This window comes from Stenotrophomonas sp. 2YAF26, from assembly GCF_052114625.1.
GTDB lineage: Bacteria > Pseudomonadota > Gammaproteobacteria > Xanthomonadales > Xanthomonadaceae > Stenotrophomonas > Stenotrophomonas indicatrix.
The window spans coordinates 1-11858 of sequence record NZ_JBFRFC010000033.1; the positions used below are offsets into that span (position 1 = coordinate 1).

Sequence of the window (11858 nt, forward strand, 5' to 3'; positions counted from 1 at the left end):
TCGTACATCCACGCCGAGGCCTACCCGGCCGGCGAGCTCAAGCACGGGCCGCTGGCGCTGGTGGACGAGGACATGCCGGTGGTGGTGATCGCACCCAACGACAGCCTGCTGGAGAAGGTCAAATCCAACATGCAGGAAGTGCGCGCGCGTGGCGGCGAGCTGTTCGTGTTCGCCGACCAGGACAGCAACTTCAACGAGTCCGAAGGCGTGCACGTGATCCGCACCCCGCGCCATGCCGGCGTGCTCAGCCCGGTGGTGCACACCATCCCGGTGCAGCTGCTGGCGTACCACACCGCGCTGGCACGCGGCACCGACGTGGACAAGCCGCGCAACCTGGCCAAGAGCGTGACGGTGGAGTAAGGCCGGACATGGCTGGCGGGTGATGCATGCAAGGGTGGCCCATCGCGGCCACCCTTTTTCGTTTCCGTGTGGCACGATGCGGCCACTGGGCCTGCCGCATCACGGAGGATGCATGCGCCACCTTGACGCGTTCGATGTGGTGGCCAACCTGCGCAATGGTCGCAGTGTCGAGCAGTTGCTGCCGGCTCGCCGCGATGCCGACTGGCGGGTCATCCGCTTCCTGGTCATCGATCGCGAACGGGAAGGGGGGTGGGTAGTAACCCTGCACGAGGTCGCCGACGTGGGTACTCCGCAGTATCTGGACATCTACAGCTTTCCCAGCGTTGCGCCCGATCCGGACGAGGCACAGGGGGCGTCGTTCGCCAGCATCGAGGCGGCACTGGAATACGCGCAATGCGTAGCGGGGGCGGACATGCGGCGCTTCGTCAATTCAGGCATGGCTGAATCCGAGTACAGGGATGCCTATCACCCGCAGTGGTGAAGACCGCTATGCGATGACACGTCCGTGCGAGGCCGCATGCGCCTCTCCCGGGACGGTCCATGGAAGATTCAATCCGCGCGCATCGACGCGCATATCAGGGGGGCGGTAGATGAAGAAGTGGCAGGTGGTTGCACTGGCAACGGCAGTTGCGATGTTGTCTGCGTGTGCGAGTGTCCCGGCAGCGGACAAGGGTCAGATGGAGCTGGCCAAGACCTTCCCGGTGCCGGAGGAAGGCAAGGCAGGTGTCTATATCTATCGCAACAGTTTTGTCGGCCAGGCACTGAAGAAGGATCTCTGGATCGATGGCGAATGCCTGGGTGAGACCGCGAACAAGGTGTTCTTCTACACCCTGTTGTCCGGCAACCAGGAACATGCGATCTCGACGGAATCGGAGTTCTCGCCCAATGACATCAAGCTGCTTGTCGAGGCGGGAAAGAACTACTTCATCGAGCAGACCATCAAGATGGGGGTGTTCGTTGGTGGCGCCAAACTCACTGTCGTTCCAGAGGCGGAGGGGCGGCGCCAGGTGGCGCAGTTGAAGCTGGCCCAGAAGGGGCAATGCTCCCGATAGCATCGGGCAGGATGCGCCGGTGGTGAACCGGCGCATCCGTACATGCCGCAGCGCATGCTACGCACCGGTGTTGTCGGCGCGCTACGGGTTCTGGCATCGGTACCTCCCGCGACGGGCCGGGTCTGACCGCCTGACTTTGCAGGGTCGGGCGGTTGAACCGGCGTCGGCCATCCCCGTGCGAACTTGAGGGCGGGGCACCCACTGCATTCAGCGCCGGTTTCAGGCCGGGTGCGATTCTCGGAAGTGTCGAAGGTTCCTACGACGTACTGTCCCATCGATGCCGCTAGTGACCGATGGACGCAGTCGTAGAATCAAGTTGACCGAGATCCGGGTTGAGCCGTTGAATCCGCCTCGTTCGCGTTGCAGCACCTAGCCCGCCTGCTGGCGAAATGCCAGATCCGGCAAAGTGCGCCAGACGTGCGCTGAAGGGTCTGTTCCCGGGGAGGGGGCGAATCGGCAGAGCACACTTTTTTGACTTGAGTGACCTGCACCAGGAAACAAGAATGAACGTCCGCGAGCTCCTGCAATCCAAGAAAGAAGCTGTCATCACCATCGACACGGAAGACACGATCGGTGCCGCCGCGCACAAGATGAGCGCGAACAGGATCGCTGCACTGGTAGTGATGAAGGATGATGCCCCGGTCGGCATCATTTCCGAAAAGGACATCGTCCGCAGCCTGGCCGATGATGGCCCGCAGGCTGGCCGACGGGTGATTTCCAGCCTGCCGTCCACCGGCCTGGAAGGCATCGCGCCGGACGCCACGTTGAAGCAGGCCATGTCCCTGATGACCTACTCGCGTCGTCGCCACCTGATGGTCACCGATGGCAACCAGCTGGTCGGCATCCTCAGCCTGGGTGACATCGTGAAGAACCTGCTGGGCGAACTGGAGCTGGAAAAGGCCGTGCTGCAGGACATCTACATGGCGGCCCACTGAGGCCTGCGCAGTGCGATGAGACGAAGCCGGGCATTGCCCGGCTTCTTCGTTGGTAACGCCGGGCCATGCCCGGCGAGCGCGTAGCGCAGGAATCAGAAACTGACCTTGACCGAGTCGGCGCTGTAGTTCGCCGGGCCGTGGTAGACGACCTCGATGTTGTTGCCATCTGGATCGAGCACGAAGGCGCCGTAGTAGCCGGGATGGTAATGGCGCTCGCCGGGCGCGCCGTTGTCCTTGCCGCCAGCAGCCAGCGCAGCGCTGTGGAAAGCATCGACGGTGGCGGTATCGCGGGCCTGGAACGCCAGGTGGTGGCGGCCGGTCAACTGGCCGGCGGCGGCCTCGCTGCTGGCGCTGGAAATGAACAGTTCGTCGGCCCAGAAGTAGTCATCGCCTTCACCGGCCACCGGGATGCCGATCGTGTCGAACACCGCCTGATAGAAGCGGCGGCTGGCGGCCAGATCGCGCACGACCAGCTGGATGTGGTCGATCAGGCGGCCACGGTGCAGTTCCATCGTTTCCATACGAACCTCGCTAAAAAGGGGGGCGGAGTCGGTAGCGCCGGGCCGTGCCCGGTGAGCGCGCAGCGCGGCCTGCTCAAGGCCGCCGGGCATGGCCCGGCGCTACCGGAATTGTGCCCCTTTCTGGGTCAGGCGTTGGAGATGATCTCGACCCAGTAGCCGTCCGGGTCCTTGATGAAGGCGAGGTTCTTCATGCGGCCGTCGGTCAGGCGCTTCTGGAAGGTGACGCCCAGGGCTTCGAAGCGCTGGCAGGCCGCTTCGATGTCCGGCACCGACACGCAGATGTGGCCGAAGCCGCGCGGGTCGCTGTTGCCGTCATGGTAGACCGCGCCGTCCTGGTTCTCGGTGCCATGGTTGTGGGTCAGTTCCAGCACGCCCGGCAGGCCGGCCATCCACAGGCGGCGGGTGTTGTCATCTTCCGGCACCGTGGCGCCGGCCGGAACGTAGGCCAGGAAGTACAGGCTGAACTGGGCTTCGGCGAAGTCGCGCTTGTCGATCAGCTGGTAGCCCAGCACGCGGGTGTAGAAGTCCAGCGAGGCGGTGGCGTCCTTGACCCGCAGCATGGTGTGGTTGAAGACGAAGCCGGTGGTCTCGGCCGGGGCCTGGGCGGCGACGCCGGGGACATCGCGCAGGGCGGGAATGGTCATGGGGGAGGTCCTTCAGACAGGGCCGTTGCCGGCCGGATGGGTGTCATTCTACGGGCCGGCAGCTGACGGCACCGCGACGTACAATGGCCGGATCGCACCGTTCCGTCCTGATGACCATTGCCCGCCATGTCGCAGCGTGAATGGGTGGCCGCCGCCATCCGCAAGATCGAAGCCGATTTCAACCGTTCCGCCGATACCCACCTGATCCCGCTGGCGCTGCCCGGGTTCGAGGGCATCGAGGTGTACCTGAAGGATGAATCGAGCCATCCCACCGGCAGCCTCAAGCACCGGCTGGCGCGTTCGCTGTTCCTGTATGCGCTGGCCAACGGCTGGCTGCGTGAAGGGCGGCCGGTGATCGAGGCCTCCAGCGGCTCCACCGCCGTTTCCGAGGCCTACTTCGCGCGCCTGCTCGGCCTGCCATTCATCGCAGTGATGCCGGCCACGACCTCGCCGGAGAAGATCGCGGCGATCGAGTTCCACGGTGGCCGCTGCCATCTGGTCGAGCGCGCCTGCGACCTCAACTGCGATTCGGAAAAGCTGGCCCGCGAAACCGGCGGCCACTTCATGGACCAGTTCACCTATGCCGAGCGCGCCACCGACTGGCGTGCCAACAACAACATCGCTGAATCGATCTTCAAGCAGATGGCCGAGGAGCCCAGCCCGATTCCGGACTGGATCGTGTGCAGCCCCGGCACCGGCGGTACCGCAGCAACGCTCGGGCGCTACGTCAGCTATCGTCGGCATGACACCCGCATCCTGTGCGCGGACCCGGAAGTCTCGGTGTTCTACGATGGATACCAGGCTGCCCTGGCCGGCGGCAACGAGTGGCGCGGCATGACCTGCAACGGCGGCTCGCGGGTGGAAGGCATCGGCCGGCCGCGGGTGGAGTCCAGCTTCATCCCGACCAGTGTCGATGCCATGGTGAAGGTACCCGACGCCTTGAGCCTGGCCGCGATGCGCCACGTCAGCCGCCAGCTGGGACGCCGCGTCGGTGGCTCCACCGGCACCAATTTCATCGGCGTGCTGCAGGCCGCGCAGTGGATGCGCGAGGCCGGCCGCCAGGGCAGCATCGTCAGCATCCTGTGCGACAGCGGCGATCGCTACGCGCACAGCTATTACGACCCGGCCTGGTATGTGCGGCAGGGAATCGATGTGGACGCTGCCGACGCGCAGGTAGCGGCGGCGGTGGCCGGGCAGGGCCTGCCTGGATTGCCGTGGTGCAGTCTGGAAGCGCTGTAAGCCGGGGCTCTGGCAGGGTCGAGCCATGCTCGCCCCGTGTTTCTCGCGTCGCTACGCAGGCTCAGTAACCTGCGGCCATGAAGGCCTCCAGTACCGCATCGCGCAGAGCGTCGGGCAGGGCCTCGATCTCCACGGCGCGGTCGTCCAGGTGCAGGCGCGGGTCCAGGCTGCTGGTCCGGCCCTGGGCCAGGGCCTGCAGCCACAGCAGCACGCAGATGACGAACTCGCGCTCGTGGCCCAGCCGCACCTGGCTGGCACCGCGCTCGATCACTTCGAACGGATACCATTCCTGCTCGTCGCTGAACCTGCCGCCCTGGCGCTGCAGTGCCTGCAACTGCTGGAGGTGGCGCGGCGCATCATCGCCCGCATCGCACAGCGCGGCGATCCAGGCCAGTTCAGTCGGGCTGGCCGACAGCGCCAGCGACGGTGAACGTACTGCGGATGGAGCTGGAGCCAGACCTTCCATGTGGGGCCTCCTCGATACGTTCCGCTGCGGTCTCCCCCGCGCCGCAAGCTTCAGCCGGCGGCCGTAAGGCCGACGTGAACAATGGCCCGCCGCCCCTTGTCTGCCGACCCGGCCAACGCCATATCGATCTGGCTGCCCGCGCTGCCGGGCCCGTACCCTGGAGACCTGCCGTGACCGTTGCCAACCCCCTGCTCGATTTTTCCGGCCTGCCGCGCTTCGAGGCGATCCGCCCCGAGCATGTGGCGCCGGCGCTGGACGTGCTGCTGGCGCAGGCCGAAGCGGCGGTCAGCGCTGCCGAGCAGGTGCAGCCGGTAACCTGGCAGACCTTCGTCACCCCGCTGGACGATGCCACCGAACGCCTTTGGCGTGCCTGGGGCCTGGTGGGCCACCTGCAGGGCGTGGTCAACACGCCGGAGCTGCGTGAGGCCTACAACAGCAACCTGCCGCGGGTGACCCGCTTTGCCAGTGCGCTGGGCCAGAACCTGGCGCTGTACCGCCAGTACCAGGTCCTGGCGGCCAGCACCGAAGCGGCTGGTTTCGACGAGGCGCGCCGCAAAGTGCTGGACAACACCCTGCGTGATTTCCGCCTCGGCGGTGCCGAACTGGATGCGGACGCGCAGCAGCGTTTTTCCGCCATCAAGGAGGAGCTGTCGGCGCTGTCGGCGAAGTTCTCGCAGAACGTGCTCGACGCCACCGATGCGTGGTCGCTGATCGTCGAAGACCTGGCGCGCCTGGCCGGCGTGCCGGACGACGTGAAGGCTGCTGCACGCGCCGCTGCGGAAAAAGACCGCAAGGCGGGCTGGAAGCTGACCCTGCAGATGCCGTGCTACCTGCCGGTGCAGACCTGGGGCGAGGACCGCGACCTGCGCGAGATCCTGTACCGCGCCAGCGCGCAACGCGCTTCCGAGTTCGGCGACGATGCACTGGACAACGGCGGCAACATCGATCGCATCCTTGCACTGCGTGCCGAGTTGGCCGCGCTGCTGGGCTTTGATTCCTACGCCGACTATTCGGTGGCCACCAAGATGGCCAGCGACCCCGCCGAAGTGCTGGGCTTCCTGCGTGACCTGGCTGCGCGCGCCAAGCCGTTCGCCGCCAAGGACCGCGCCGAGCTGGAGCAGTTCGCCCGCGAGCACCTCGGTATCGACAGCCTGCAGGCCTGGGATCTGGCGTTCGCCGCCGACCGCCTGAAGCAGGCGCGTTACAGCTACTCCGAGCAGGAAGTGAAGCAGTACTTCACCGAACCGAAGGTACTCGGCGGCCTGTTCTCGGTGATCGAGCAGCTGTACGGCCTTCGGGTGCAGGAAGACAGTGCGCCGGTCTGGCATGAGGACGTGCGCTTCTTCCGCCTGGTGGATGCGCAGGACAACCTGGTGGGCCAGTTCTACCTGGACCTGTACGCCCGCGAGGGCAAGCGCGGCGGCGCGTGGATGGATGACTGCCGCAACCGCCGAGAGCGCGCCGATGGCAGCGTACAGACGCCGCTGGTGTACTTGGTGTGCAACTTCGGCCGTGGTGCCGATGGCAAGCCGGCAACCTTCAGCCACAATGAAGTGACCACGCTGTTCCATGAAATGGGCCATGGCCTGCATCAGCTGCTGACCCGCATCGGCGAACTGGGCGTGGCCGGCATCAACGGCGTGGAGTGGGATGCGGTGGAGCTGCCCAGCCAGTTCATGGAGAACTTCTGCTGGGAATGGGAGCACCTGCAGGGCATGACCGCGCATGTGGAAACCGGCGAGCCGCTGCCGCGCGCGCTGTACGAGCGCATGCTGGCCGCACGCAACTTCCACAGTGGTATGGCCACCGTGCGCCAGTTGGAATTCGGTCTGTTCGACATGCTGCTGCACAGCCAGTTCGAGGTGGCGCAGGACAGCGTGCTGGCACTGCTTGAGCGGGTGCGTGCGGAAGTGGCGGTGAACCATCCGCCGAGCTGGAATCGCTTCCCGCACCAGTTCAGCCATATCTTCGCCGGTGGCTATGCCGCCGGTTACTACAGCTACAAGTGGGCCGAAGTATTGAGCGCCGATGCCTACGCCGCGTTCGAGGAAGCACCGCAGGCGCTGGCCGCGACCGGCGCGCGTTTCCGCGACGAGGTGCTGTCGCGCGGCGGCAGTCGCCCGGCCGCCGAGAACTTCAAGGCCTTCCGCGGCCGTGCGCCGCAGATCGACGCGCTGCTGCGTCATTCGGGCATGGCGTAAGCACGCTATCGCCATCCACGCATGGCGTGGATCTACCGGAATGCCGGCCAGCGGCCGGCACTACCGAAGGCGGTTCATTCGGCGTAGATCATCTTCCGGGTCATGCCGCCGTCGACAATGAAGTCCTGGCCGGTGCTGAAGCCGGACAACGAGGACAGCAGGTACACCGCCAGTGCGCCGATGTCCTCGGGTTCGCCGACGCGGCCAACCGGATGCTGGGCGTGGTCGGTGGCCGAGTACTGCGGCACGTGCCGGCGTGACGGCGCCTGCCAGGCATCGGTGCTGATCCAGCCGGGGCTGATGCTGTTCACCCGCACCGCCGGTCCCGTACTGATGGCCAGCGCATGGGTGAAAGCCACCAGCCCGCCCTTGGCCGCAGCGTAGGCTTCGCTGTGCGGCTCGGACTGCCAGGCGCGCGTCGACGCGATGTTGATGATCGCGCCTGCATCGGCCGACAGCGCCGGCAATGCGTGCTTGCTGCACAGGAACGCGCCATGCAGCGATGACAGCCGGCGCTGCCATTCTTCCCAGTCCATGTCCTGCAGCAGGGTGCCGTGCGGCCCGGCGATGCCGGCATTGTTGACCAGGCCATCGATGCGGCCGAAGCGTTGCAGGGCCATCGCGATGAAGTCGCGCACGCTGCTTTCGTCGGTGATGTCCAGCCGCTGGAACGCGGCATCATCGCCGCGCTGCCATTCGGCCAGGCAGGCCTGGCCCGCCTCTCCATCCAGATCGCCGATCAGCACACGGCCGCCGGCCCCGAGCACCGCCTGGGCGATGCCGCGGCCGATGCCGTTGGCACCGCCGGTGACCAGCACCACCCTGCCGTGCAGCGGCGCAGTCGGCCAGGTGGCAATCGGCGGCACCGTGCTCATGACAGGTCGTCACCGCGCAGGCGACGGTGCCAGCCCTCGACACCGATCCTGTCCAAGGTCTGGATGTTGCGCTCGACGATCACGTCCGGGTCCGGGTAGACATCCACTGCGCGTGCCACGCTGTCTTCGCGCAGCAGGTGCAGGGTGGGGTAGGGCGCGCGGTTGGTGTAGTTGCTGGCGTCATCGGCGGCGACGCCATCGAACTGGTAGTCCGGATGGAAGCTGGCCACCTGCAGGATGCCCTGCAGGTCCAGCGCCTCGATCGCCGCATCGGCGTTGTCGAGGAAGTCGTTGTAGTCGAGGAAGTCGGTCAGCACCTGCGGGTGCACGATCAGGGTGGTATCGATCTGCTCGGCCGGCGTGTCGCGCAGCAGCACCAGTTCTTCGGCCAGTTCTTCCACCAGGGCTTCGGGTGTGGTCGCGTCGCTCAGCACGATGCGGACCTGGTCCTTCACGTACACCGCCTTGGCGAACGGGCACAGGTTCAGGCCGATGACGATGCGCTCCAGCCACAGGCGGGTGGCGGCGATCGGGTCATCGGTGGGCAGGGGGGTGTCGGTCATGGCGGGCGCATCGGCTGGCGGGGGAGGTCATTGTAGGCGGGCCGCTGCAGGGGCGCCGTTCACTGTGCAGGAACTGGACAACGGTGATGCTGGAAATTCCCATCGATTCAATCCCTTGCCGATATCACGCCAATGGCCGATTGCCCACACTGCCGGCCCGGCGTGCAATGGCGGCACGACACAGGAGGACTTCACATGACTGCATCTTCCCCATGGCTGCCGGACGCACTCTGGTCAGGCGCCTTCTTCGATGGCCAATGGAGCGCCGCTGCACAGCGCCAGCCGGTGATCGAGCCCGCCACCGGGCACTCGCTTGGCGAAATCGGACTGGCCGACGCGGCGCAGGTCGCGCGCTCTGCAGCCGCTGCGGCGCAGGCACAACAGGCATGGGCGGCGGCGCCGTACGAACAGCGCGCCGAGGTGCTGCGCAAGGCTGCACGCCTGGCCGAAGAAAACATAGACACGCTGGTCGACTGGCTGGTCCGCGAAAGTGGCTCCACCCGCCTGAAGGCCGGTTTCGAGGCCAAGGTGACCATCAAGGCGCTGCATGAGGCCGCCGCGCTGCCTTCGCGCAGCGTGGGTGAGATCCTGCCGTCCGAGCCCGGGCGGCTGAACCTGGCGCGGCGCCGTCCGCTGGGTGTGGTGGGGGTGATCTCACCGTTCAATTTCCCGCTGTACCTGGCGATGCGCGCGGTGGCGCCGGCCATCGCGCTCGGCAACGCCGTGGTGCTCAAGCCCGACCCGCGCACGGCGGTGTGCGGTGGTGTGGTGATCGCACGCCTGTTCGAGCAGGCTGGTCTTCCGCAGGGTGTGCTGCAGATGTTGCCCGGCGATGGCGCCGCCGGTGCCGCGCTGACCAGCGACCCGCATGTGGCGATGATCCAGTTCACCGGCTCGACGGCGGCCGGACGCAAGGTTGGCGAAGCCGCCGGCAAGCACCTGAAAAAGGTGTCGCTGGAACTGGGCGGCAAGAACGCGCTGATCATCCTTGACGATGCCGATCTCGACCTGGCCGTGGCCAACACCGCCTGGGGCGTGTACCTGCACCAGGGCCAGATCTGCATGGCCACCGGCCGTGTGCTGGTACAGCGCAGCATCCATCAGGCGTTCCTGCAGAAGCTGGTGGCCAAGGCGAAGTCGCTGAAGGTGGGTGATCCGGCACGTGAGGACGTTGCGCTGGGCCCACTGATCAATGCCGCGCAACGCGACCATGCGGCGCGCGTGGTCGACGACGCGGTGAAGGCAGGTGCCTCCCTCGAAACCGGCGGCACCCACCAGGACCTGTTCTTCGCACCGACCGTGCTCGGCAACGTCAGCGCCGACAATCCGGCGTTCAACGAAGAGATCTTCGCGCCGGTAGCGGTGGTGGTGCCGTTCGATGACGACGACGAAGCCGTGCGCCTGGCCAATGACAGCGAATACGGCCTTTCGATGGCGATCGTCTCCCGCAATGTCGGCCGCGCGCTGAATCTGGGCGAGCGCCTGCGTACAGGTCTGCTGCACATCAACGACCAGACCGTGAACGACGAGGTCATCAATCCCTTCGGTGGGGTAGGGGCGTCCGGCAACGGCACCAGCATCGGCGGCCCGTCCAACGTGGAGGAATTCACCCAGTGGCAATGGATGACGGTCAAGGGCGAAGCCCCGGCCTATCCCATCTGATCGAGGAGAACGCAACGATGAGCAGCAACAATGAAGCGCGTGACATCACCGCAGCGGTGGTGCGCAGCAAGGAACAGCCCTTTGTCATCGAGCAGGCGCGCCTGCGCGGCCCGCAGGACGACGAAGTGCTGGTGAAGATCGTAGCGACCGGCCTGTGCCATACCGATCTGATCGTGCGCGACCAGTACTATCCGGTGCCGCTGCCGGCGGTGCTGGGTCATGAAGGTGCGGGCATCGTCGAAGCGGTCGGCCCCAACGTGCGCGAGCTGAAGGCTGGCGACCATGTCGTGCTGACCTACGGCCAATGCGGCCACTGCAATCCCTGTCGTGGTGGCCACGGTGCGTACTGCCGCGATTTCTTCGCGCTGAATTTCGGTGGTGATGATGGCCACGGCCATACCGCCATCACCGATGCACAGGGCCAACCGCTGCACGATCACTTCTTTGCACAGTCGTCCTTCGCCACGTTTGCGCTGGCGCGCGAGATCAATGCGATCAAGGTGCCTGACGATGCGCCGCTGGAGCTGCTCGGCCCGCTGGGCTGCGGCATCCAGACCGGTGCCGGTGCGGTGCTCAACTCGCTGCAGGTGCGATCGGGCAGCAGCTTCGCCAGCTATGGCGCCGGTGCGGTCGGTCTGAGCGCGGTGATGGCGGCCAAGGTGGCCGGGGCCACCACCATCATCGCCATCGACGTGGTGCCCTCGCGGTTGCAGCTGGCCATGGAGCTGGGCGCCACCCATGTGGTCAACAGTCGCGAGACCGATGTGATCGAGGCGGTGCGCGCGATCACCGGTGGTGGCGCCGATTTCGCGCTGGAATCGACCGGTCGTCCGGAAGTGCTGTCGGCCGGCATCGAAGCGCTCGGCGGGCTTGGCATGATGGGCGTGGTCGGTGCGCCGAAGCTGGGCACCACTGCCAGTTTCGATGTGAACAACCTGCTGCTGGGTGGGCGCAGCATCCGTGGCATTGTCGAGGGCGACAGCGTGCCGCAGGTGTTCATTCCGCAGCTGGTGACGCTGTACCAGCAGGGGCGCTTCCCGTTCGACAGGCTGGTGAAGTTCTATCCGCTGGAGCAGATCAACCAGGCGGCCGAGGACAGTACGCTCGGCATCACGCTGAAGCCGATTCTGCGGATCGCTGCGTGAGGTGAGGGTGGGGTGGGTTTGCAGGGCTGCGCCCTGCACCCGCCGAATCGACGGCAACGGCAACGGCAACGGCAACGGCAACGTCAAAAGCGGGTATTCCGTGGGATGGCRGGGTGGGTCCGGTTGCGGGGGACGCCGTAAACCCGTCCTTGGGGGCTTGGCCGCGGCATCCATGCCGCGGACACCCCCGCAACC

13 protein-coding genes are annotated in these 11858 nt (G+C 66.2%); 8 read left to right on the top strand and 5 right to left on the bottom strand.

Annotated elements, in window-relative coordinates:
• From AB4Y98_RS20555 to AB4Y98_RS20570, 4 genes are all read left to right on the top strand, one after another.
• A partial coding sequence (locus AB4Y98_RS20555) for an SIS domain-containing protein (RefSeq protein ID WP_442245023.1) occupies positions 1-360 on the top strand: 360 nt, incomplete at its 5' end.
• Between the two features lie 112 nt (positions 361-472).
• Positions 473-841: a hypothetical protein gene (locus tag AB4Y98_RS20560; protein WP_442245038.1), complete on the top strand. Its 369-nt coding sequence runs from the start codon at positions 473-475 to the stop codon at positions 839-841.
• Positions 842-950: 109 nt separating this feature from the next.
• Positions 951-1412, top strand: coding sequence for a DUF2846 domain-containing protein (locus tag AB4Y98_RS20565; RefSeq protein WP_442245039.1), 462 nt, complete (start codon positions 951-953; stop codon positions 1410-1412).
• 503 nt (positions 1413-1915) lie between these two features.
• The gene (locus AB4Y98_RS20570) at positions 1916-2347 is read left to right on the top strand and encodes a CBS domain-containing protein (RefSeq protein WP_180165548.1); all 432 of its coding nucleotides are present in this window, start codon (positions 1916-1918) and stop codon (positions 2345-2347) included.
• A gap of 92 nt (positions 2348-2439) precedes the next feature.
• On the opposite strand, the gene AB4Y98_RS20575 is transcribed toward AB4Y98_RS20570, so the two are convergent.
• Both AB4Y98_RS20575 and gloA read right to left on the bottom strand, forming a co-directional pair.
• Positions 2440-2868 (bottom strand): VOC family protein, encoded by a 429-nt coding sequence (locus tag AB4Y98_RS20575; RefSeq protein WP_312786922.1) that lies wholly within the window; start codon positions 2866-2868, stop codon positions 2440-2442.
• A gap of 125 nt (positions 2869-2993) precedes the next feature.
• The gene (gloA, locus tag AB4Y98_RS20580; protein WP_180165550.1) at positions 2994-3512 is read right to left on the bottom strand and encodes a lactoylglutathione lyase; all 519 of its coding nucleotides are present in this window, start codon (positions 3510-3512) and stop codon (positions 2994-2996) included.
• 126 nt (positions 3513-3638) lie between these two features.
• Here gloA and AB4Y98_RS20585 point away from each other — a divergent pair, with 126 nt between their 5' ends.
• Complete coding sequence (locus AB4Y98_RS20585) at positions 3639-4751, top strand: PLP-dependent cysteine synthase family protein (protein ID WP_025877326.1); 1113 nt, start codon at positions 3639-3641, stop codon at positions 4749-4751.
• A gap of 61 nt (positions 4752-4812) precedes the next feature.
• Here the strand turns inward: AB4Y98_RS20585 and AB4Y98_RS20590 are convergent, their stop codons facing one another.
• Positions 4813-5217, bottom strand: a complete 405-nt coding sequence (locus AB4Y98_RS20590; RefSeq protein WP_363731507.1) for a hypothetical protein — start codon at positions 5215-5217, stop codon at positions 4813-4815.
• A 170-nt stretch (positions 5218-5387) separates the two neighbouring features.
• Here AB4Y98_RS20590 and AB4Y98_RS20595 point away from each other — a divergent pair, with 170 nt between their 5' ends.
• Positions 5388-7418 (top strand): M3 family metallopeptidase, encoded by a 2031-nt coding sequence (locus AB4Y98_RS20595; RefSeq protein WP_442245040.1) that lies wholly within the window; start codon positions 5388-5390, stop codon positions 7416-7418.
• A 74-nt stretch (positions 7419-7492) separates the two neighbouring features.
• Here the strand turns inward: AB4Y98_RS20595 and AB4Y98_RS20600 are convergent, their stop codons facing one another.
• Positions 7493-8293, bottom strand: coding sequence for an SDR family oxidoreductase (locus tag AB4Y98_RS20600; RefSeq protein WP_428703889.1), 801 nt, complete (start codon positions 8291-8293; stop codon positions 7493-7495).
• Positions 8290-8856 carry a DUF1415 domain-containing protein gene (locus AB4Y98_RS20605; protein ID WP_025877318.1) on the bottom strand — a complete coding sequence of 189 codons (567 nt, stop codon included), beginning with the start codon at positions 8854-8856 and terminating at the stop codon, positions 8290-8292. Before AB4Y98_RS20605 ends, AB4Y98_RS20600 begins: the two co-directional genes overlap by 4 nt.
• A 195-nt stretch (positions 8857-9051) precedes the next feature.
• Here AB4Y98_RS20605 and AB4Y98_RS20610 point away from each other — a divergent pair, with 195 nt between their 5' ends.
• Both AB4Y98_RS20610 and AB4Y98_RS20615 read left to right on the top strand, forming a co-directional pair.
• Positions 9052-10518, top strand: a complete 1467-nt coding sequence (locus AB4Y98_RS20610; protein WP_363731514.1) for a benzaldehyde dehydrogenase — start codon at positions 9052-9054, stop codon at positions 10516-10518.
• Positions 10519-10535: 17 nt separating this feature from the next.
• Entirely contained in the window at positions 10536-11663 is a 1128-nt protein-coding gene (locus AB4Y98_RS20615) for an NAD(P)-dependent alcohol dehydrogenase (RefSeq protein WP_363731517.1), read from the top strand.
• The last annotated feature ends 195 nt before the right edge of the window (positions 11664-11858 follow it).

Excerpts from the sequence above, each read along its gene's own strand:
- AB4Y98_RS20570 (WP_180165548.1), top strand. The coding sequence starts at position 1,916 with ATGAACGTCCGCGAGCTCCTGCAATCCAAGAAAGAAGCTGTCATCACC.
- AB4Y98_RS20575 (WP_312786922.1), bottom strand. The coding sequence starts at position 2,868 with ATGGAAACGATGGAACTGCACCGTGGCCGCCTGATCGACCACATCCAG.
- gloA (WP_180165550.1), bottom strand. The coding sequence starts at position 3,512 with ATGACCATTCCCGCCCTGCGCGATGTCCCCGGCGTCGCCGCCCAGGCC.
- AB4Y98_RS20585 (WP_025877326.1), top strand. The coding sequence starts at position 3,639 with ATGTCGCAGCGTGAATGGGTGGCCGCCGCCATCCGCAAGATCGAAGCC.
- AB4Y98_RS20605 (WP_025877318.1), bottom strand. The coding sequence starts at position 8,856 with ATGACCGACACCCCCCTGCCCACCGATGACCCGATCGCCGCCACCCGC.
- AB4Y98_RS20600 (WP_428703889.1), bottom strand. The coding sequence starts at position 8,293 with ATGAGCACGGTGCCGCCGATTGCCACCTGGCCGACTGCGCCGCTGCAC.
- AB4Y98_RS20615 (WP_363731517.1), top strand. The coding sequence starts at position 10,536 with ATGAGCAGCAACAATGAAGCGCGTGACATCACCGCAGCGGTGGTGCGC.
- AB4Y98_RS20590 (WP_363731507.1), bottom strand. The coding sequence starts at position 5,217 with ATGGAAGGTCTGGCTCCAGCTCCATCCGCAGTACGTTCACCGTCGCTG.
- AB4Y98_RS20560 (WP_442245038.1), top strand. The coding sequence starts at position 473 with ATGCGCCACCTTGACGCGTTCGATGTGGTGGCCAACCTGCGCAATGGT.
- AB4Y98_RS20565 (WP_442245039.1), top strand. The coding sequence starts at position 951 with ATGAAGAAGTGGCAGGTGGTTGCACTGGCAACGGCAGTTGCGATGTTG.
- AB4Y98_RS20610 (WP_363731514.1), top strand. The coding sequence starts at position 9,052 with ATGACTGCATCTTCCCCATGGCTGCCGGACGCACTCTGGTCAGGCGCC.